Genomic DNA, 19,651 nt, shown 5'->3' on the forward strand with positions numbered 1-19,651 from the left:
CTCCGGGTCAGCCGGCGGTCGGCGGGGTCACCGTGAGCCGCGGCGGGGTGTGCAGGTGCTCGCCGACGCGTTTGACGAGGCGAGCCATCTCGTACGCGATGAGGCCGATGTCCGCGGCCACAGAGCTGAGCACCGCGAGGCAGGAGCCGTCCCCCGCCGCGGCCACGAACAGGAAGCCGTCGTCCATCTCGACCATCGTCTGGCGCACCCCGCCGGTGTGGAACTGGCGTCCCGCCCCCTTGGCCAGGCTGTGGAAGCCGGAGGCGATGGCGGCCAGGTGCTCGGCGTCCTCGCGGCTGAGTCCGCTGGAGGAGCCGACGGCGAGCCCGTCGTTGGAGAGCACCACGGTGTGGCGGACCTCGCGGACCCGCATGACGAGGTCGTCGAGGAGCCAGTCGAGCTCGCCGGACCGGTGGTGGGAGATCCTCTCGTGGTCGATCATGCGTCGTCTCCTTCGGTGCGGGGGTCGTCGAGGGGGGTCGTGCCCTGGCCGTGGCCGAGGTGGTGAACGGTGCCGAAGTCCGTGCCCGGGGACGACCCCGCGGACGAAGCCGGATACGGGCTCGCCGAAGGTCCCGGGTACGCGCGCGGGGACGGGCCCGGCTGCGAGCCGGCGTGGGCACCCGACGTCGTACGGGGGTCCACGCCGCGCGGCCCTGCGACCGGCCCCGGCCCGGTGGTCGAAGCCGGCCCGGTGGTCGAGGCGGGGCCGGTGGTCGAGGCGGGTCCAGGCGCCGAGGCGGGACCGGTCACCGGGCCAGGGCCGGTGACCGAAGCCGGGCCAGGCGCCGCAGCCGGGCCCGTGGCTCCGCCGAAGCCGGCGCCAGCGCCGGCGCCGAGGGGGCGGCGGCTGCCGGGGGCTGCGCCACCACCGCGCTGCCAGCCCTCCCGGTAGGCCGTCATCCTGTCCCTGACCTGTTCGGGGGTACGGGTGTCCGCCCCGGCGGCGACCGGTACGAACACGGGCTCGGGCGCGGGCGCCTCGCGCAGCTGCGGGACCAGGCTCGCCTGCCGTACGCGACGGGGCAGTTCGCCCTCGGGTTCGTCGTGCCCTGCGGCACCGGCGGCAGTGACCGGAGTAGCCGGAGTAGCCGACGGCCGTTCCCCCGCCGGTGACGGTACGACGGGGCCGCGGCGGCGCAGTTCGGTGACTCCGGCGGGCGAGGGCCCAGTGTCCGGTCCCGCGCCTAGCGCGGGGACGGCGCTCGGGCGGGGCAACGACTGCGGCCGGGAGACCGGAGCCGAGGGGGGCGTGGAGGGCGACCGTGAGCCGACCGCCGGCGGGGGCGTACTCCCGGGCCGTGGGCCTGCCGACGGCGGCGGGGTGCTGCGGCGCGGAGCCGCGGCCGGCGCTCCGGACGGACCGGTGGGTCCTACGGACCGGACGGGGGTGCCGCTCCCGAGCGCGGGGGTGCCGGGTGTGCCGGGTGACGACGGGCCCGCCTCGACCGGTGTACGGGGCGCCGGGGGCCGGCCGAAGCGGCGGGCTTCGGCGCGGTGCGCCTCGTCGCGTTCCCGCGCGGCGCGGGCGTCGTCCGTACGCGGGTCGCCAGCGACCCGGCCCTCCGCACCGGTGCCGAGGGAGCGGGGGTCCCCGGCGCGCGGGGCGGCGGCGTGTGCGCCTCCCTTGCGGGGGCCGTCGGGTCCGCGGCCGGTCGCCGGTGTGGCGCGGCCCGGCGGCAGTGCGCCCTGGAGGAGGTCGGTCGGGAGCAGGACGACGGCCGTCGTGCCGCCGTACGGGGAGGTCCGCAGCTGGACCTTGATGTCGTGGCGGGCGGAGAGCCGGCTGACCACGAAGAGGCCGAGGCGGTCGCTGTCGAAGAGGTCGAGGGCCTCGGACTGGGCGATGCGGGCGTTGGCCTCGGCGAGGGTCTCGTTGCCCATGCCGAGCCCGCGGTCCTCGATCTCCAGGGCGTATCCGTTGCCGACGGGTTCGCCGCTGACGCGCACCTTGGTGTGGGGCGGGGAGAACTGGGCCGCGTTCTCGATGAGTTCGGCCAGGAGGTGGGTCAGGTCGGCGACGGCCCCGCCGACGACGGCCGTCTCGGGCAGTCGTCGCACTTCCACGCGCGCGTAGTCCTCGATTTCGGAGACGGCGGCCCGGACGACGTTGGTCAGGGAGACGGGCATGCGCCAGGCCCGTCCCGGTGCGGCGCCGGAGAGGATGATCAGGCTCTCGGCGTGGCGCCGCATGCGGGTGGTGAGGTGGTCGAGCCGGAAGAGGTCGCCGAGCTCGTTGGGGTCGTCGGCGCGCCGCTCCATGCTGTCGAGCAGGTTGAGCTGGCGGTGGACGAGGACCTGGCTGCGGCGGGCGAGGTTGACGAACACTCCGGAGATGCCACTGGCGAGTTCGGCACGTTCGACGGCGGCGGAGAGGGCCGCTCGGTGGACGGTGGTGAGGGCCTCGCCGACCTGGCCGATCTCGTCCTGGGAGACGGGCCCCGGCGGCGTCTCGGCCACGACGTCGATCTCCTCGCCCGCCCGCAGCCGGCGCATGGCGGACGGGAGTTTGCGGCGGGCGATGCCGAGCGCGGTGTTGCGGAGGCTCACCAGCTCGACGACCAGGCCGCGGCCGATCCGGACGGAGATGACCAGGGACGCGGCGACGGCGGCGAGGCCGAGGACGACCGCCGCGCCGCCCGCGCTGAGAAGCCCCCCGGCGAACGGGTCGGTGCGGTCGGCCGCGGCGACGCGGGCGTCGGTCTCGATCTCGGTGAACCCGGCGCGTACGGCGGTGAGGGTGTCGTCCCAGTCGGCGGAGGTGACCGCCTGGGCGGCCGGGCGGCCGGCGCTCGCGGCGCGGACCTTGTCCTCGGCCCGGGTGAGCCGGGCGTGGTCGCCGCCGGCGGCCAGTTCGGCCCATGCCGCCCGCGCTGCGGGCGGCAGGTCGGGGGTGGCCGTCGCGGTGAGGGTACGCCGGGTGTCGACGGCGCCGGAGAAGGCGCGGAGCCGGTCCGCGGTGAGCCGGCCGGAGAGATGGGCGGAGGTGAGCAGGGCGTCCTCGCGGGAGAGCATCTCCCCGGCCCTGCCGAATTCGAGGAGCACGCGCGCGTCGGAGCCCTGCCCGCTGTCCTGGATGCCGGTGAGGGCGCCGCCGACGGCGAACGCGGCGGAGACCGTGGCGGTGTACTCCTCGTACACCTGGTCCCAGTCGGCCCGTCCGTCGACGGCGGCGGTACGGAGTCTGGCCAGGCCCTCGACCTTGCCGACGAACTCCGCGACGCGGGCCGCGACCTCGTCGGGCAGGTCCCCGGTGTCCCCCACGGTGTGCTCGTCGTCCAGGCGCAGCCGGTCGACGGCCTGGTCCGTGCGGCGGATCCGATCCTTGAGCTCGGCGGCGCGGGTGGCACCGGGCGCCGACACCTGCCGTACGGCGGCGCGCCGTTCGGCCTGGAGGGCGGCGAGCGCGGCCGTCACGGGTTCACGGATCTCGGTGTCGACGCGCTGGAGGCGGCGGAGCGCGGCGACGTCCTGGGCCGTGGTGACCGTGGCGAATCCCCACAGGGCGAGGAGCGAGACGACCGGGACCATCAGGAGCGACACGATCTTGGCGCGGACCGTGCGGGGGCGCAGACCGTGGCGCGGCGGCGGGGAGGCGGGCGTGGGCGGCACCTCGGCGCGCGCGCGGCCTGTCGTGGGAACGGCGTCCGGGCCGTGCTGCCCTGGCTCGTCGGCGGGCGGCCCGGCGTGTGCGCGCCGCCCGCGTGCGGCCGCCGGAGGCGATGCCGCCTCGGCGCCCTTGGTCTTGCGGGGAGTTCGCATGGCCTCCTCGTTCCGGCTCGGTCCTGCTCTGGTGCGGTGGGTCGGGCGTGCGGGGATCAAGGGAGTTCAGAGAGCTCAGAGAGTTCACGGAGCTCAGAGAGCTCGGAGAGCTCAGGCGATTCAGAGGGATGGATTCGGGTGGCGGAGCGGGTCCGGATACCCGGTGCCGGGTTCGGGGTCAGGTGGTCGGTGTGCGGGCGGGTTCGGCCGGGCGGAAGCCGGGAGGTGCGACGTCGACGGCGCGCTCGTCCGGCTCGGTGAGGCGCCCGGCGGACGCGTACGCCGCCCGCTCCCTGGCCGTCGGGGAGAGCGCCACGAAGGCGGAGGTGATGAAGAGGTACGAGCCGAGGCCGACGGCGAACGGGAAGATGAACTGCATGACCGTGGCGCCGGGGAGGACCTCGGCGGACGGGGCCACCTCGACGGTCACCGCGAACATGCCGGTGTAGTGCATGCTGCTGACGGCCGCGCCCATCACCAACGAGGCGACGGCGACCGCCGCAGGCGAGTGGATGTTGAGGGCCGCCCACAGTGCCGCGGTGGCGGCGACCACCGCGATCAGCACGGACAGTCCTACGAGCACGGGGTCGAACGTGACGCGCCCGTGGAGCCGGAGCGCGGCCATGCCCAGGTAGTGCATGCTCGCCACGCCGATGCCCGTGGTCAGTCCGCCGATCAGGAGCGAGCGCACGCGGTCCCGTCCGTAGCCGACGGCGAACACCCCGACGCCGACGACGGCCATCGCGACGACCAGGCTGAGGAGGGTGAGCGGCACGTCGTAGCGGATGTCGGTACCGGAGACGCCGAAGCCGAGCATCGCGACGAAGTGCATCGTCCAGATGCCGGTGCCGATCGCGGAGGCGGCGGTGAGCAGCCAGTTCCGCCGTGATCGGCCGGTGGCGTCGAGCGCCCGTACGGTGCAGCGCAGCCCGAGGGCGGCGCCGATGCAGGCCATCGCGTACGACAGCGCGGGTGTCAGCCAGCCGAAGGTGGCGTGGTCCAGGTGTCCCATGGCTCAGGGACGCTAGGCGCACCAGGGGGCGCACCAGGGGCGCATTTCGAAAGCTGATGGAATATGACAGAGAGATGGTCCCGAACGATCGCGCAGAGTTCGAACGAGCACACAGAACGTTCACCCCTCCGAGTACGGGATCATGAGCGCATGAGCGATGACCCCACACACGTACGAGAGTTCTTCGGCGTCCGCGCGGCCGACTGGGACAGCCGTTTCCCCGACGACGGGCCCGCGTACGCCGCCGCCGCGGAGCAGCTCGGCCTGCGGCCCGGAGACGCGGTACTCGACGCCGGCTGCGGGACCGGCCGGGCTCTCCCGCCGCTGCGCGCCGCCGTCGGCCCCACCGGCACCGTACTCGGCGTCGACCTCACCCCCGAGATGCTCGAACAGGCCGTGCGGGCCGGACGCGGCGGCCGGAACGACGTGAGCGACCACGACGGTGCCGGTGCCGGTGCCGGTGCCGGTGCCAGCGGTACCGCGACCCTGCTGCTCGCCGACGTCGGCCGGCTCCCGGTGCGGGACGGCGCCCTCGACGCCGTGTTCGGGGCAGGGCTCATCTCCCACCTGGCCGACCCCGTCGCCGATCTGCGCGAACTCGCCCGTGTCGTACACCCGGGCGGCCGGCTCGCGCTGTTCCACCCGATCGGCCGAGCCGCCCTCGCGGCCCGCCACGGCCGGCAGATCACCCCGGACGACCTACGTGCCGAGCCGCGCCTGCGCCCGGTGCTCGCCGAGGCCGGCTGGCGGCTCATCAGCTACGTCGACGAGGACACGCGCTATCTGGCCCTGGCCGTCCGCGAGTCCTGAGCCGACGCTCCGGCCCGTCGGCGCCTCAGCCCCGTCGGACACGCTGTGCGCGGTGACCTCCTGGGTGTCCCCCGCAGGCGCCGGCACGGTCGACGCGGAGCAAGCGCCACCTCGGCTTTGCGCTCGTGGCGTCAGCGAGTGGGGGCAGGTGGACGTGTCCGGCCTGATCGATCAGGTCTTGGCGGCCGGGGCGCCGGGGTCGCAGGAGAGGCGGGCCGCTGCCAGGGCCGGTGCCCCCTCCTTCACGTTCTTCATCGGTGTGAAGCATTCCAGGATGCCTGAGCCGTCGATGACCCAGCCGGTTGCCCGGCCCGTCACCGGCTTGCCGCCCCCGCAGGTGTATCGGAAGTCGGCGGTGACCTGGTTCACCCAGGCGTACTGCACGATGGTTCCGACACCGTCGATGGTGGTGCTGCCGTTGTCGAGGTCCGGTGCGGACCTGTGGACATTGGTGAATTCGATGCTCACTCCGTCGTCATCGGCGTTCACTTCTCCGATGAGGACGGCCAGCGAGCGGAGGGCGGCCTTCGCGTCGCCTGCCCGCGATCCCTTCTCGAAGGTGACGTCGGTACGCGGTGTGTGAAGTGGCGCCAGCTTGTGTGTGAGCCCGGCGCCCTTCCTGTCGATCTTCTCCTTCTCGGCGACACCCGTCAGGACGTCCCGCTTGTCCACGTTGAACCACGAGTAGGTGCCGTCCTTGCAGGTGGTGTCGGCCGTGGCCGTCGCCTTGGCCGTGGCCGTGGCCTTGGCGGTCGGTCCGCCGCCGTCCGACGTGCAGGCAGCCGTGCCCGTCAGCACCGCGGCAACAGCGCACGCTGACAGAAGCGTCTCTTTGATCTTCATGTTCTTTTCCCCCGGAACCACTGGTCAGATGGTGCGGTCGATCCTGCCCGGCACCACAGCGGCCGAGCAAGGGACTTGAGCCACCTCTGAGCTCGGGCTCCGCTTCGGCCCTCACCCTCCGGACGCTGATCGCCCCGCAGGCGCGGGTGGTGACCTACGACACCTCCACGCGGGGAAGAACTCGCCGCTCCCGCGGACGGACGCGCCGTCCGCCCCGGAGTGATCCGTGGAACCCGACGTCACTCGGTGACCTCCGATGTCAACGCGCCCTTCTGTCACGGCATTTCACTGTCTACCGTGGACGTGCCGGGCAGTCGTGCCCGGGAGAGGCGGCGGGCCGTGGCACGAGTACCGGAAAGACTGCGCAGACTCCTCCCCTCGGCGCGGCGGGAGCCCGCGGCCGCGGCTCCGGCGCCACCGCGCCCGCGGCAGGGACACAATCTCTTCGAGGCGGCGGCCGCGTACGTGGCGGCGTGCGCCGAGGACGATCCGGCGCGCGCGGAGGAGGCGGCGAGCCGGGTCTCTCCCGGGATGCTCGCCTTCGGCGTCAACGAACTGGCCTGCCGGGCCCTCCTCACCCTCGCCCGGGAACGGAACGAGTCGCCGAGCGCCGTCGCCCGTTCGCTGCTGGGTCTGCGCAGCGGATCGCCGCAGGGCCCGGCGGGTGACGCCTGACGGGCGGAGGCCGAGGGCGGCCCCTGGCGGCCGGGGCGTCGAGGGGCCAGATTCCGGGGCGGGGCCCCTCGACGTGCGGGTTACTCACTGGTTAAGGTGCGCCGACGACCGGATGGGGAGGCTGCCGTGGCTGGGACGGACCCGATCGCCGAGGCCGAGGCCGACGGCGACGCTGACGCGTTGTTCGTGCTGACCGCGGCGCTGCTGACGCCCGCCCGCTTCCCGAGCGTGCTCGGCGACGACTATCCGGCTGCGTGCGCCGCGCTGGGGCTCCAGCCGTACGCGGAGGGGTACGGGCTGGTCTTCGGCCAGGACGGGCTCGGGGCGCGGTGGACGGTCGTCGTCGACGACGTGTCGCTGGTCGCCGTCGCCATCTCGTCGTGGGACTGCGGCATGGCGTACGACCTCTCCCCCGACGAGCGGTCGGTGGTGGCCGGTCTGCCGGGCTGGCCGCTTCCGGTGGCCACCCGCGCCCCGGGTGTACCGGCGCCGCACGACCCGGAGCCGCAGGAGGGCGATCCCGCCCCGCTGACCTCGCCGTCCGGCGCCGAGTGGGGACCGGCCCAGCGCCGCCTGGGCGCCGACGAGGTGGGGCTCCAGTGGGCCGCCTGGCGGTCCCGGGCGGGCGACGACGGCACGTCCGCGGCCGCGCCGACGCCTGCGACCGCGCCCCCGGCTCAGGGAGCGGACGGTCCGCCGGGCGCGCCGGCCCCCGGCCCGTACAGCGGGGTCAGGCGGGCCCTGGACGAGCTCCGCGGCTACCTGGAGGAGCCGCCGCCGGTCGGACGGGTCCGGTCCGCGGCCGGGCCGGAGGGCGGTCCTCGCACCCTGCGCGTGGACGGGCCCGGCTGGTCGCTGGTGGCCCGCACCGACGACATGGCCTTCGTCCTGCTCGACGAGCTGCCGCGCGAGGTTCTGCCGGTGGCCCGGGGCCCGAGACTGCCCGCCCTGCTCGAAGCGCTCGACGCGATGGCCGTACGCCCGTCCTGAGCGGGTACGGGCCTGCCGGACCGTCAGGTCAGGGCATGCCCGTACGAAGCGGCCAGCGCGTCGAGGTCCGGGTCGCCGAACACCGCGCGCAGCGCCCCGAACGCCGCGGCCTTGTCCTGGCCGAACCTGCTGACGGACACGGCGTAGGTCTCCGGGGAGAGGAACCTCGGCGGCGTCGACTTGCTGTGGAATTTGTCCGCGTACATCACCAGGCGCTCCTCCGGGGTGACCGCCACGTAGTCGCCCGGCGGCAGCGGCAGTCCCTGGGTGAGGATGTCCTCCTTGGTCAGCCCGACGCCCGTGTGGCACGAGGAGAACCGGCACAGCACCTCCGGCAGGCCCTCGGCCGCGAGGATCTCGTGGCCGAGCACTCCGTGGAGCACATAGCTCCGGCCGTCCCGCCGCCCCTCGGCGTCGTACAGGCGGTAGACGCCGATGTCGTGCAGCAGACACCCGGCACGCACCAGCTCGGGGTCGGCGCCGTGGTCCGAGACCGACAGGAGGTGCTCGGCCACCTGCCACACGATCTCGCAGTGGGTGAAGACACGCTCGAACGCCTCCTCATGGGGCGCGTGCTTCAGGTGCAGCGCGCGGATGTCGTCCGGCGTCGGAATGTCCATCCACGCAGCGTAACGAGTCCGGCGACCGTCCGGCCGGCATCCGTTGTAAGCCCACATGGGGCGACGAGTCGAGGTGTGGTTCCGAACCATGGGCCAGGGACGGGGGTGCCCCGCACGATATGGGGCCTTACCCCATCACGTCGTCCCACCGGAGGCCCACCATGCGCCTGTTCCCAGGCGTCTCCTTGTTCGCCGCGCTGCTGACCGGCGTCACCGTGCTCGCTCCCGCCGGCTCCGCCGGGGCCGAGGACGGGGCTGTCGCGCACTGCGCGCGGCAGGACCGGCTCCACGTACCCGGTGCCGAGCACCAGCAGGCGGCCTGTCTGGAGGATCTGACCACGGCGGGGCTGGCCGGCACGCCGTACACCGACATGGCGGACCAGGCCGGTCTGGCCGCCAAGGGGACCCGTAATCCCGCGGGGGTGCCGGGCGTGCAGATCGACGGGTACTTCCCCGACGACTCGCGGCTCAACGCCACGCACGGCTGGTCGCACGACGCGCAGTTCGTCATCCGGCTGCCCGACCACTGGAACGGCGGCCTCGTCGTCACCGGCGCCCCGGGAACACGGCGCCAGTACTCGACGGACGCGCTCATCTCCGACCAGGTCCTGGCCCGGGGCTTCGCCTACGCGGCCACCGACAAGGGCAACACCGGCCCCAACTTCTTCACCGACGGACAGGCGCCCGGCGACGCGGTCGCCGAGTGGAACCGCCGGGTGACCGAACTGACGCGGGCGGCCAAGAAGGCCGTACGCCAGCGTTACGGCAGGACCCCCGAGCACACGTACATGACCGGTATCTCCAACGCCGGATACCTGACGCGCTGGCAGCTGGAGAACCGGCCCGAGCTGTACGACGGCGGCGTCGACTGGGAGGGCGTCCTCTGGACCACGCGCGGCCCCAACCTCCTGACCAGCCTGCCGGTCACCGTGGCGCGCCAGTTCGGACGGGCCTCGGACGAGGACCTGATCGCGGCCGGCTTCGCGCCCGGCTCGCGCTTCCTGTGGCCGTACCACGAGAAGGCGTACTGGGGTCTGACGCAGAAGATGTTCCGGACCGAGTTCGACCCGTCGTACGACCCCGCCTGCCCGGGCGCCACGGCCGGCGGCACCGTGGAGGAGATCCTCGCGCCCTGTGCCTCGGACGCCTCGTACGACTACGCCTCCCGGCCCGCGTCGGTCCACCGGGCGGTCGCCAAGGTCGCGCTCACCGGCCGGATCGGCAAGCCGCTCCTCACCCTCCACGGAGACCTCGACACACTGCTGCCGATCGCCACGGACTCCGACGTGTACGCGGGGATGATCGACGCCCGCGGGCGGGGCAAACTGCACCGGTACTACACGGTGCAGGGCGGGACGCACACCGACGGCCTGTACGACACCTACCCGGACCGGCTGCGCCCGATCCTGCCCTGTTACCGCTCGGCCTTCGACGCGCTGACGCGCTGGGTCGAGGAGGGTACGGCTCCGCCCGCGGACCGTACGATCGCCCGGCCGGCGAGCGGTGACCTGGTCAACTCCTGCGGCCTGGAGGACTGAGCCGGGTCCCGGCCCGGACTCAGACGCGTTCCAGCGGGCGGTGCGGCTCCGCCGGCAGCTCGGCCGTGATCGGGTCGCCGGGGCGGACCTCGCCGCCGGTCAGCACGACGCCCATGACACCGGCCTTGCGGAAGACCTCGCCGTTCTCGTCGCGGCCGAGGACCTGCTTGAGCAGGCCGTGCCGGAAGTTGTCGATCTGCGCGCAGGGGTTGCGCAGTCCGGTGACCTCGACGACGGCCTCGGCCCCGATCCGGAGGAGGGTGCCGGTGGGCAGGCCCAGGAGATCGATCCCCCGGGTCGTGATGTTCTCCCCGAGGTCGCCGGGCGCGACCTCGAAACCGGCGGCGGCGACGTCCTCGAAGAGCTCGGCGTGGATGAGGTGGACCTGGCGCAGGTTGGGCTGGGTCGGGTCCTGCGCGACACGGGACCGGTGCTTCACCGTCACGCCCGCGTGGACGTCGCCCTCCACGCCTAGCCCGGCGAGGAGGGTGATGCCCTCCCGGTTGGGCTTGGTGAACGAGTAGGTGCCGTTGCTGCTGACCGTGGTGACGTTGCCGCCGCTCATGAAGAGAGCTCCCCTTTTCTCCGGGTCCGGGTGACCAGGAGGAAGCGACCTCCCGGACCGATCATCACATCGCGCCCTGTACGTCCCGACCCTACTCGGCGAACTCCGAGCGCAGCGGAGCGCCCACCTCGTGCAGATGGCCGAGGGCCTGGCGATACGAGTCGAGGAAGCCGGTCTCCGTGTACGGCACGCCCAGCGCGGCGCAGTGGGCGCGGACGGCGGGCTGGGCCAGGCGGAGGTGGGGGCGCGGCATGCTCGGGAAGAGGTGGTGCTCGACCTGGTAGTTGAGTCCGCCGAGGAACCAGTCGGTCAGGGCGCCGCCGCGGATGTTGCGCGAGGTGAGCACCTGGCGGCGCAGATGGCCCCAGCTGTCGCCGTCCTCGTGCTCGTCCGGCCGCTCCATGCCCTTGTGGTTGGGGGCGAAGGCCATGCCCAGGTGGACGCCGAGCAGCATCTGGTGGACGAGGGCGAAGACCAGCGCCTGGGCGGGGGTCAGGAGGGTGAGGAGCAGGGCGGCGTATCCGGCGAAGTGGGCGAGGAGCAGACCGCCTTCGACCAGCCGGTCGCGGCGGGTGCGGCAGGGGCCGTCCTTCGCGAGCAGGGCCTGGACGCCGTACACCTTCAGCGCGATGCCCTCCAGCGTCGTCAGCGGGAAGAACAGCCAAGCCTGGTGGCGGGTGAGGAACCCGCGCAGACCCGTGCGGCCCGTCGTCTGGTGCTCCGCGAAGACGAGGATGTCCGCAGCGACGTCCGGGTCCTTGTCGAGGTGGTTGGGGTTGGCGTGGTGCCGGTTGTGCTTGTCGTTCCACCACTCCCTGCTCATGCCGAGGAGGAGGTTGGCGTGCACGAGCTGGATCATCCGGCTCGCCCGGCGGTTGGCGGTGATCTGGGAGTGGCCGGCGTCGTGGCCGACGAACGCGGCGCGGGCGGACAGCAGGGCGAGGGGGACGGCGAGCGGGAGCGCCCACCAGGACGGGCCGATCAGGGCGAGGCCGGCCACCACGGCGGCGATGCCGATGAGGTTCACGGCGATGCCCCGGGCGTACCAGCCGGGGCGGTGTTCGAGGAGGCCCTGTTCCCTGATCGTGCGCAGGAGCGGGGTGAACTCGCCGGCGCCCCTGGCGCGGCCGTGCTTCGCGGTGGCCGCGGGGAGCACCACGGACGGCGCGGCGGCCGGGGGCAGGACGGTGGCCTGGGACATGTGGGGCTCCGGTTTCTGTCGGTCGTACGGGGCGGCCGGGGGGGCGATCGGCTTCGCCGGCGTTCGGTGACGAGCGGTCGTCTGCGCCTACCGGAAACGTACGGATCCGTGATCGTCCGGGGCCATGGCGTCACCACCCGTCCCCGGCAGGGGGTGGCCCGGGGTGCGGGGGTGGGGCCAGCCCCACCCCCGTGACCTGTGAGGTGGATCACCGCGATTGATGGCCCGTCAGACGCCTGCGGTGAGGTAACCTCGGCGGCTCGGTCCCCAGGTAGTCAAATTTGAGGAATGCGTTGTCGCTGTCGCACGGACCCGATGATTCGGCCCGCGAACCCGCTCCTGTTCCCGCTCCCGTTCGAGAACCCGCACCCGAAGCCGTCCCCGGGCTCCGCCCCGCGCTCACCCGTCACGCCGCCGTCTTCCTTCCCGCCGATCCGCCCCGCGCCGGCCGGATCGCCTTCTGGTCGCCGGACGGCGAGGCCCTGCTCGACGGAGGCCCGGCGAGCGGCGACGCCCAGCACGGCTCCGCCACCGACGGCGGCCCCGCGTCACCGCACGTCGAGCTGACGGTCGTCGACGGGGACGGCCACCAGCCCGTGACCGTCCCCGCCTACGCCGTTCCCGTACGGGACGCCCTGCCGCTGCTCGCCCGCGCGCGCTTCTCGGACTCCGCGTCCCCGGCGACGGCCTTCTGGGGGGCCGCGTCGCTCCTCGCGCTCGACCTCGTCTCCCGCGGCCTCCTCCTCCCCGGCCTCACCGCCGAAGACCACGACGCATGGCGGATCGGTCCCCTCGGCCCGGAGGAGCTGGCGGAGATCCGTACGCTCGCCGCCTCGATGCCGCCCGTGGCCCACGCCGTCCCCCTGTCCCTGGACGAGCCGCTGCTGCTGCCCGAACCCGAGGCGCTGCTCCGTGCCTTCGCCGACGCGGTCGCCGACACCCTCCCCCGTACCCCGGCGGCTCCGATCGCGGCCGGTGGCCCCGCCTTCGCCGCCGACGAGCCCCAACCCATCCCGGAGCAGCGGGCGTGGGCCGCCGATGTGGCCGCCGTCCACGACGCGGGGGTCCGGCTGTCGCTCCGCCTCGAACTTCCCGGCTTCACCGTCGAGGCCCAGGACGCGCCGGCCTTCCATGCGGTGCTCCAGCTGCACGGCGTCGCCGACCCGACCCTGGTCGCGGACGCGGCGGAGGTATGGGCGGGCTCCGGCCCGGCGGGGGCGGCCTTCGGCCCACGCGCCCGCATGGACGCCCTGCTCGCCCTGCGCCGCGCCGCCCGGGCCTGGCCCCCGCTGGCCCCGCTGCTTTCGGCGGCCGTCCCCGACACCGTCGAACTCGCCGACGAGGAGGTCGCCGAACTCCTGGGCCCGGCCGCCCACGCCCTCGCGGCGACGGGCGTCCAGGTCCACTGGCCGCGCGAGCTCTCGGACCGGCTGACCGCCCGCGCGGCGATCGGCCCTGCGGGGGTGGACCCGGGAGGCGACGGAAGCGGGAACGGGGGCGGCTCCGGCAGGGGTGGCCCCTTCGAGGACGGCTCCGGCGGGCGTGGCCCCTTCGAGGACGGCCTCTCCTCGGGCTCGGCCGACGGCCACTCCAATTCGTCCCTCCCCTCCTTCCTCTCCGCCGACGCGCTGCTCGCCTTCCACTGGCGCTTCGCCGTCGGTGACCGCGAGCTGACCCGGGCCGAACTCGACGGCCTCGCCGAGGCAGGACGGCCACTCGTCCGGCTGCGTGACCGCTGGGTCCTCGTCGACCCGGCAGAGGTGCGCCGGGCGAGGGCGCACCAGGACCACAAGGTGACACCGGTCGACGCCCTCGCGGCCGTGCTCACCGGCACGACCGAGGTCGACGGACGCCCTGTCGAGGTGGCGGCGACCGGCTGGCTGGAGCGGCTGCGGGAACGGCTGGCCGACCCCGAGGGCGGCGGTCCCGGGATCTCCCAGCCGGCGGCGCTCGCGGCGACCCTGCGCGACTACCAACTGCGCGGGCTCGACTGGCTGCACCGCATGACCTCGCTCGGCCTCGGCGGCTGTCTCGCCGACGACATGGGCCTCGGCAAGACGATCACCGTCATCGCGCTCCATCTGCACCGGCAGACCGACCCGGCCGCCGCGGGCCCCACACTCGTCGTCTGCCCCACCTCGCTCATGGGCAACTGGCAGCGGGAGATCGAGAAGTTCGCGCCCGGCACGCCGGTGCGCCGCTTCCACGGCGCGACACGTGACCTGGACGGGCTCGCCGACGGCGGCTTCGTCCTCACCACGTACGGCACCATGCGCCTCGACGCCGAGCGGCTCGCCGCGCGGAACTGGGGACTCGTCGTCGCGGACGAGGCGCAGCACGTCAAGAACCCGTACTCGGCGACGGCCCGTCGGCTGCGGACCATCGGCGCACGCGCACGCGTGGCCCTGTCCGGCACACCGGTGGAGAACAACCTCTCCGAGCTGTGGGCGATCCTCGACTGGACCACGCCGGGGCTGCTCGGCACCCTGGGCGCCTTCCGGACCCGGTTCGCCGCCGCCGTCGAGAGCGGTACGGACCCGGCCGCCGCCGAGCGGCTGGCCGCCCTCGTCCGTCCCTTCCTGCTGCGCCGCCGCAAGTCCGATCCCGGCATCGCACCCGAGCTGCCGCCGAAGACGGAGACCGACCGGGCCGTCTCCCTGACGCCGGAGCAGGCCGGACTCTACGAGGCGGTGGTACGCGAGACCCTGGCGGCCATCGCCGAGGCCCAGGGCATGGAACGCCGGGGCCTCGTCATGCAGCTGCTGACCGCCCTCAAGCAGATCTGCAACCATCCCGCCCAGTACCTCAAGGAGGAGCGGCCGCGCATCGAGGGCCGCTCGGGCAAGCTGGAGCTGCTGGACGAACTCCTCGACACCATCCTGGCCGAGGGCGCCCGCACACTGGTCTTCACCCAGTACGTGGCCATGGCCCGGCTCCTGGAGGCGCATCTGGCGGCGCGGGGCGTGCGGACGCAGTTCCTGCACGGCGGCACACCGGTCGCCGAGCGCGAGGCGATGGTCGCCCGCTTCCAGGACGGGGAGGTCCCCGTCTTCCTGCTCTCCCTGAAGGCCGCCGGGACGGGTCTCAACCTCACCCGGGCCGAGCACGTCGTCCACTACGACCGCTGGTGGAACCCGGCCGTGGAGGCACAGGCCACCGACCGCGCCTACCGGATCGGGCAGGACCGGCCGGTCCAGGTCCACCGGCTGATCGCCGAAGGCACGGTGGAGGACCGGATCGCGGCCATGCTCGACCGCAAGAAGGAACTCGCGGACAGCGTGCTCGGGACGGGCGCGGACGCCCCGCGTGAGCTGACCGAACTGACCGATGCCGAACTGGCGGAGCTGGTGCGACTGCGAGGGGACGGACGATGAGCGGGACCGGACGAGGTTACGGGCGCGGCGACGGACCGCTCGGCGGTCACGCGGGCACGCCGGGCGGTGGACACGGCGGCGCGCCGGGCGCCGGGCACGGGGGCGACGAGCGGACGTTCGCGGCGCTGCCGCCGACGCAGGGCAAGGCGTTCGCCCGGACCTGGTGGGGCCTGGCGTGGCTCAAGGCCCTGGAGGACACCGCGCTCGACAACGTGCAGCTCAAGGCAGGACGCCGGCACGCGCGCGCGGGAGCGGTGGGCGCCGTGACGGTGCGGCCCGGCCGGATCACGGCGGTCGTCAAGGACCGCGACGGCACGGCGTACCGCGGCGACGTGCTCGTAAGGGAGCTCTCCGAGGACGAGTGGGAGCGGCTGCTCGACCTCGCCGTGGACAGCGCGGGGCACATCGCCGCGCTCCTCGACCGCGAGATGCCGCCCCACCTGGTGGAGGACGCGGCGGCTGCCGGGCTCGATCTGCTGCCGGGCGTCGGTGACCTCGAGCCGGAGTGCGGCTGCGAGGCATGGGACCACTGCCCGCACACGTCGGCGCTCTGCTACCAGGTCGCGCGCCTCCTCGACGAGGACCCCTTCGTCCTGCTGCTGATGCGGGGACGCGGCGAACGCACCCTGCTGGACCAGCTCCAGGCGCGCAGCGTCGCCCGTGCCTCGGCTCCGTCGGCGCACGGCGGACGGGAGGGGGACGGCACGCCGGCCGCGGACGGTGCGGTGGGCGTCGGCGGCATGCCGGGCGTGTCGGCCGCCGACGCGTACGCGGAAGGGTTCCTCCTGCCGCCGCTGCCCGCGCCCCCGACCGCCCTCGCCGTCCCGGGCGTCTCGCCCGGCCTGGACACGGAGACCGACCCCGAGCCGGGGATCGACCCGACGGCGCTGGAGTTCCTGGCGACGGACGCGGCGGCGCGCGCCCATCGGCTGCTCGTGGCCGCCCTCGGCGCCGCCGGCGGCCCGGCCGCCCCACCCCATCCCGCGGGTGTCCACGGCAGCGCCACCGCTCCCGACCCCTCGGGCGGCTTGGCCGCCTTCGCCGGACAGGACGCGGCGGTCGCGCCGCTGACGGCCACTCAGGACGCCGTACGGCTGGCGGCGGACTCGCCCGTGTCGTGGATCACGGCTCGGCTCGCCGCCGGTTCCGGCCGGACACCGGCCGAGCTGGACCTGGCCACGCGCGCGTGGCGCCTCGGAGGCGCCGCCGCCCTCTCCGTACTGGAGGAGGAGTGGACCCCGGACGCGGAACACCTCACCCGGGCCGGCGCACGGCTGTCCGAGGCATGGGAGGACGACGAGCGGCCCGTACTGCGGCGGTCGGGCAGCCGCTGGACGGCCGTGGGTACGGAGGCACAACTACGGCTCGGTGCCGACGGCCGCTGGTGGCCGTACGCCAGGGCCGGTGCTCAGTGGTCCCCCGCCGGGCCGCCGGACCGTGACCCGGCGGTCGCCCTGGCGACGGCGCTGACCGGCGGTGCCACGGGCGAGGACGCGTAGGCACGCGACCGATCCGGGTGGGGACCGGCGGCCGTGGGTCGGGCCGGCTGCGACCGGCCTGGCCGGGTCAGGGCGGGTCTTGTCCCGCCGGGTCCGGTCTGGTCCAGCCTGGTCCAGCCTGGATCCGGTCTGGTCCGGTCCGGCCTGGATCCGAGTATGGGAAGAACGGCAGTCGCTCCGGCGCGCCCCTCCCACCGGGTCGGGCGCGCCGGGCTTCCACCACGGGGCGCCGACGGGGCCGGTCCGGTCCTACAGGCCGAGCTGGCGCTCCGCGCCTTCCACGGTCTGGGCGAGGAGGACGGCGATGGTCATGGGGCCGACGCCGCCGGGTACGGGGGTGATGAGGGAGGCGCGCTCGACGGCCGAGGCGAAGTCGACGTCGCCGACGTTGCCCGAGTTGTAGCCGGCGTCGATGACGACGGCGCCCGGCTTGATGTCCTCGCCCTTGATGAAGTTCGGCTTGCCGACGGCCGCCACGAGGATGTCGGCCTCGCGGACGACGGAGGAGAGGTCCTTGGTGCGCGAGTGGCAGTAGGTGACGGTGGCGTCCCGGCCGAGGAGGAGCAGACCGGCCGGCTTGCCGAGGATCGCGCTGCGGCCGACGACGACCGCCCGCTTGCCGCTGAGCTCGACGTCGTACGCGTCGAGGAGCCGCATGATGCCGCCGGGCGTGCAGGAGACGAAGCCGGGAAGTCCGAAACCCATGGCGGCGAAGGAGGCCATGGTGACGCCGTCGACGTCCTTCTCCGGGGCGATGGCCTCGAAGGCGGCGCGCTCGTCGATGTGCGGGCCGACCGGGTGCTGGAGGAGGATGCCGTGGACCTCGGGGTCCTCGGACAGCGCGGTGATCGCCGCGACGAGTTCCTCGGTCGTCGTGGAAGCGGGCAGCTCGACGTGCTTGGAGCGGATTCCGGCCTTCGCGCAGCGGTTCTGCTTCATCTTCACGTACGTCACGGAGGCGGGGTCCGCGCCGACGAGGACGGTCGCGAGGCACGGGGTGACGCCGGTGCGACGGGTGATCTCGGCGGCGCGGGCGGCGGTCTCCTCGACCGTACGGCGGGCGAGGGCCGTGCCGTCCATGAGGGTGGCGGTGCTGGTGGACATGGCAACTCCTGGGCGTCGTCTCTGACCGGTGGTTCGCCCAGGCGCACGGCATCGGCGGAACCGCGCCGTCACGACGCGCCCCACCGGGCCGCTCCCCGGTGGTGATCCACCTCAAGCGCCAGTCACGGCCCGAGCCCCACTCTACGTGAGCGGCCCGGGGCGGGTCCCGGACAGGGTGCATATGCGACGGCGTCCGGCCGCTTGTCGACGGCCCGTACGACCACCACGATGACCCGGACGGGCCGTGACGACCTCGACGGGGAGGCCGAGTTGAGCGACGGATGGATGGCCGGCACATCGGAACCGGCGCGGGATCGGGGGGCGCGGGTCGGCCCGGTACCACTTTCGGATCCGGGCTTGGATCCGCGGTTGGATCCGGAAGCCGCCCCGGCGCCGGGTCAGGGCGCTCGGGAGACCCGGCAGGCGGCCGGGGACGCGCGGCCGTTGGTCGCCGCGTCCTGGCGACGCTCCGTACGCGCGCGCGTGAGCCCCGACGGCGCGGCGCGGGTGGAGCTGGAGGAGGACGAGCTCGCCGCGTACCGCTCCGGCCATCCGCTGGCGGCGGCGATGCCGGTGATCCGGGAGCTGATGGGGGCGTACGCGACGGACGGGGAGCATCTGCTCGCCGTCTGCGACGCGGCCGGGCGGATGCTGTGGGTCGAGGGACACCCGGCCACGCTCCGGAAGGCACGGGGGATGAACTTCGTGGCCGGGGCCCGCTGGTCGGAGTCGGCGGCGGGGACGAACGCGCCCGGGACCGCCCTCGCCGTCGACCGGCCGGTGCAGGTCGTCGCCGCCGAGCACTTCCGGCGTACGGTCCGGGCGTGGACCTGCGCCGCCGCACCGGTGCACGACCCGCGCACCGGGCGGGTCCTCGGCGCGGTCGACATCACGGGCGGGGCGCGGCTCGCCCACCCGCACAGCCTCGGCTTCGTGCAGGCGGTCGCGCGGGCGGCCGAGTCGCAACTGGCCCTCCTCGCACCGGCCCCGGAGCCCGGGCGGCTCTCCCTGTCCGCGCTCGGCCGGGACGAGGCCGTGCTCTCCGTCGACGGACGGCGGGTGCGGCTCAGCCACCGGCACAGCGAGATCCTGGTGCTCCTCGCGCACCGCCCGGAGGGCGTGGGCGGCGACGGGCTCCTCACCCTGCTGTACGAGGACGAGTCGGTGACCCCGGTGACGTTGCGGGCAGAGCTGTCCCGGTTGCGGGCACTGGTCGGCCCCGACGTGCTGCGCTCCCGCCCGTACCGCCTCGCGGGCGCCGTGGACGCGGACTTCGCGGCGGTGGACCGGCGGCTGGCCTCGGGCGCGGTCGCTGCGGCGGCCGCGGAGTACCCGGGCCCGCTGCTCCCGTCGTCGACCGCGCCCGGGGTCGTACGGCTCAGGGAGCGGCTCGCGGGCCGGCTTCGGGCGGCGCTGGTGGACCGGGGCGACCCCGGACTGCTCGCCGACTGGGCGTACAGCACGTGGGGTGAGGACGACGTGGTGGTCTGGCGGGCGTTGTGCGCCGCCGTCCCGGCGCCCCAGCTTCCTCCCGTACGCGCGCGCCTGGACTCCCTTGAGGCGGAACTGTCGGCCGGTGCAACGGGGTTGCAACGTACGGGTCACCACACTCGGCCGTGAGCGCCGGCCAGGGACGGTCGGCGCGTCCCAGGGAGGCC

15 protein-coding genes and 1 riboswitch are annotated in these 19,651 nt (G+C 74.3%); of the genes, 7 read left to right on the forward strand and 8 right to left on the reverse strand.

Features of this window, described 5'->3' with window-relative positions:
• Window positions 1-7: 7 nt before the first annotated feature.
• The 3 genes from ACFVZH_RS09025 to ACFVZH_RS09035 form a co-directional block, all read right to left on the reverse strand.
• Window positions 8-442 carry a roadblock/LC7 domain-containing protein gene (locus ACFVZH_RS09025; protein WP_384894801.1) on the reverse strand — a complete coding sequence of 145 codons (435 nt, stop codon included), beginning with the start codon at window positions 440-442 and terminating at the stop codon, window positions 8-10.
• Window positions 439-3,762, reverse strand: a complete 3,324-nt coding sequence (locus tag ACFVZH_RS09030; RefSeq protein ID WP_384894803.1) for a nitrate- and nitrite sensing domain-containing protein — start codon at window positions 3,760-3,762, stop codon at window positions 439-441. The genes ACFVZH_RS09025 and ACFVZH_RS09030 overlap by 4 nt, the downstream gene beginning before the upstream one ends.
• Before the next feature lie 178 nt (window positions 3,763-3,940).
• Window positions 3,941-4,774 carry an MHYT domain-containing protein gene (locus ACFVZH_RS09035; RefSeq protein ID WP_384894805.1) on the reverse strand — a complete coding sequence of 278 codons (834 nt, stop codon included), beginning with the start codon at window positions 4,772-4,774 and terminating at the stop codon, window positions 3,941-3,943.
• Window positions 4,775-4,924: 150 nt separating this feature from the next.
• On the opposite strand from ACFVZH_RS09035, the gene ACFVZH_RS09040 reads away from it, so the two are divergent.
• Window positions 4,925-5,584, forward strand: coding sequence for a class I SAM-dependent methyltransferase (locus tag ACFVZH_RS09040; RefSeq protein ID WP_384894807.1), 660 nt, complete (start codon window positions 4,925-4,927; stop codon window positions 5,582-5,584).
• 171 nt (window positions 5,585-5,755) lie between these two features.
• On the opposite strand, the gene ACFVZH_RS09045 is transcribed toward ACFVZH_RS09040, so the two are convergent.
• Window positions 5,756-6,427 carry a hypothetical protein gene (locus tag ACFVZH_RS09045; RefSeq protein ID WP_384894809.1) on the reverse strand — a complete coding sequence of 224 codons (672 nt, stop codon included), beginning with the start codon at window positions 6,425-6,427 and terminating at the stop codon, window positions 5,756-5,758.
• Window positions 6,428-6,766: 339 nt separating this feature from the next.
• Between ACFVZH_RS09045 and ACFVZH_RS09050 the strand changes: the two genes are divergently transcribed.
• The gene (locus ACFVZH_RS09050; protein ID WP_384894810.1) at window positions 6,767-7,102 is read left to right on the forward strand and encodes a hypothetical protein; all 336 of its coding nucleotides are present in this window, start codon (window positions 6,767-6,769) and stop codon (window positions 7,100-7,102) included.
• A 126-nt stretch (window positions 7,103-7,228) separates the two neighbouring features.
• Window positions 7,229-8,092 (forward strand): hypothetical protein, encoded by an 864-nt coding sequence (locus tag ACFVZH_RS09055; protein WP_384894812.1) that lies wholly within the window; start codon window positions 7,229-7,231, stop codon window positions 8,090-8,092.
• A 23-nt stretch (window positions 8,093-8,115) separates the two neighbouring features.
• Here ACFVZH_RS09055 and ACFVZH_RS09060 read toward each other — a convergent pair whose 3' ends face one another.
• Window positions 8,116-8,712, reverse strand: a complete 597-nt coding sequence (locus ACFVZH_RS09060; RefSeq protein ID WP_384894814.1) for an HD domain-containing protein — start codon at window positions 8,710-8,712, stop codon at window positions 8,116-8,118.
• A 161-nt stretch (window positions 8,713-8,873) separates the two neighbouring features.
• Between ACFVZH_RS09060 and ACFVZH_RS09065 the strand changes: the two genes are divergently transcribed.
• Complete coding sequence (locus ACFVZH_RS09065; protein ID WP_384894816.1) at window positions 8,874-10,250, forward strand: tannase/feruloyl esterase family alpha/beta hydrolase; 1,377 nt, start codon at window positions 8,874-8,876, stop codon at window positions 10,248-10,250.
• Window positions 10,251-10,269: 19 nt separating this feature from the next.
• Here ACFVZH_RS09065 and ACFVZH_RS09070 read toward each other — a convergent pair whose 3' ends face one another.
• Window positions 10,270-10,815, reverse strand: coding sequence for an MOSC domain-containing protein (locus ACFVZH_RS09070; protein WP_384894818.1), 546 nt, complete (start codon window positions 10,813-10,815; stop codon window positions 10,270-10,272).
• A 91-nt stretch (window positions 10,816-10,906) separates the two neighbouring features.
• On the reverse strand, window positions 10,907-12,016 hold the full coding sequence (locus ACFVZH_RS09075) for a fatty acid desaturase family protein (RefSeq protein ID WP_384894820.1): 1,110 nt from the start codon (window positions 12,014-12,016) through the stop codon (window positions 10,907-10,909).
• 293 nt (window positions 12,017-12,309) lie between these two features.
• Between ACFVZH_RS09075 and ACFVZH_RS09080 the strand changes: the two genes are divergently transcribed.
• Both ACFVZH_RS09080 and ACFVZH_RS09085 read left to right on the forward strand, forming a co-directional pair.
• Window positions 12,310-15,390, forward strand: a complete 3,081-nt coding sequence (locus ACFVZH_RS09080; protein ID WP_384894822.1) for an SNF2-related protein — start codon at window positions 12,310-12,312, stop codon at window positions 15,388-15,390.
• Window positions 15,387-16,889, forward strand: a complete 1,503-nt coding sequence (locus ACFVZH_RS09085; RefSeq protein ID WP_384894824.1) for an SWF or SNF family helicase — start codon at window positions 15,387-15,389, stop codon at window positions 16,887-16,889. Before ACFVZH_RS09080 ends, ACFVZH_RS09085 begins: the two co-directional genes overlap by 4 nt.
• 249 nt (window positions 16,890-17,138) lie before the next feature.
• Here ACFVZH_RS09085 and ACFVZH_RS09090 read toward each other — a convergent pair whose 3' ends face one another.
• The gene (locus tag ACFVZH_RS09090) at window positions 17,139-17,993 is read right to left on the reverse strand and encodes a bifunctional 5,10-methylenetetrahydrofolate dehydrogenase/5,10-methenyltetrahydrofolate cyclohydrolase (protein WP_384894826.1); all 855 of its coding nucleotides are present in this window, start codon (window positions 17,991-17,993) and stop codon (window positions 17,139-17,141) included.
• Between the two features lie 28 nt (window positions 17,994-18,021).
• Window positions 18,022-18,129: riboswitch (ZMP/ZTP riboswitch) on the reverse strand.
• Window positions 18,130-18,278: 149 nt separating this feature from the next.
• Between ACFVZH_RS09090 and ACFVZH_RS09095 the strand changes: the two genes are divergently transcribed.
• Window positions 18,279-19,613, forward strand: coding sequence for a GAF domain-containing protein (locus ACFVZH_RS09095; protein ID WP_384894889.1), 1,335 nt, complete (start codon window positions 18,279-18,281; stop codon window positions 19,611-19,613).
• The last annotated feature ends 38 nt before the right edge of the window (window positions 19,614-19,651 follow it).

Origin of the sequence: Streptomyces sp. NPDC059534 (assembly GCF_042743475.1) — a bacterium.
GTDB lineage: Bacteria > Actinomycetota > Actinomycetes > Streptomycetales > Streptomycetaceae > Streptomyces.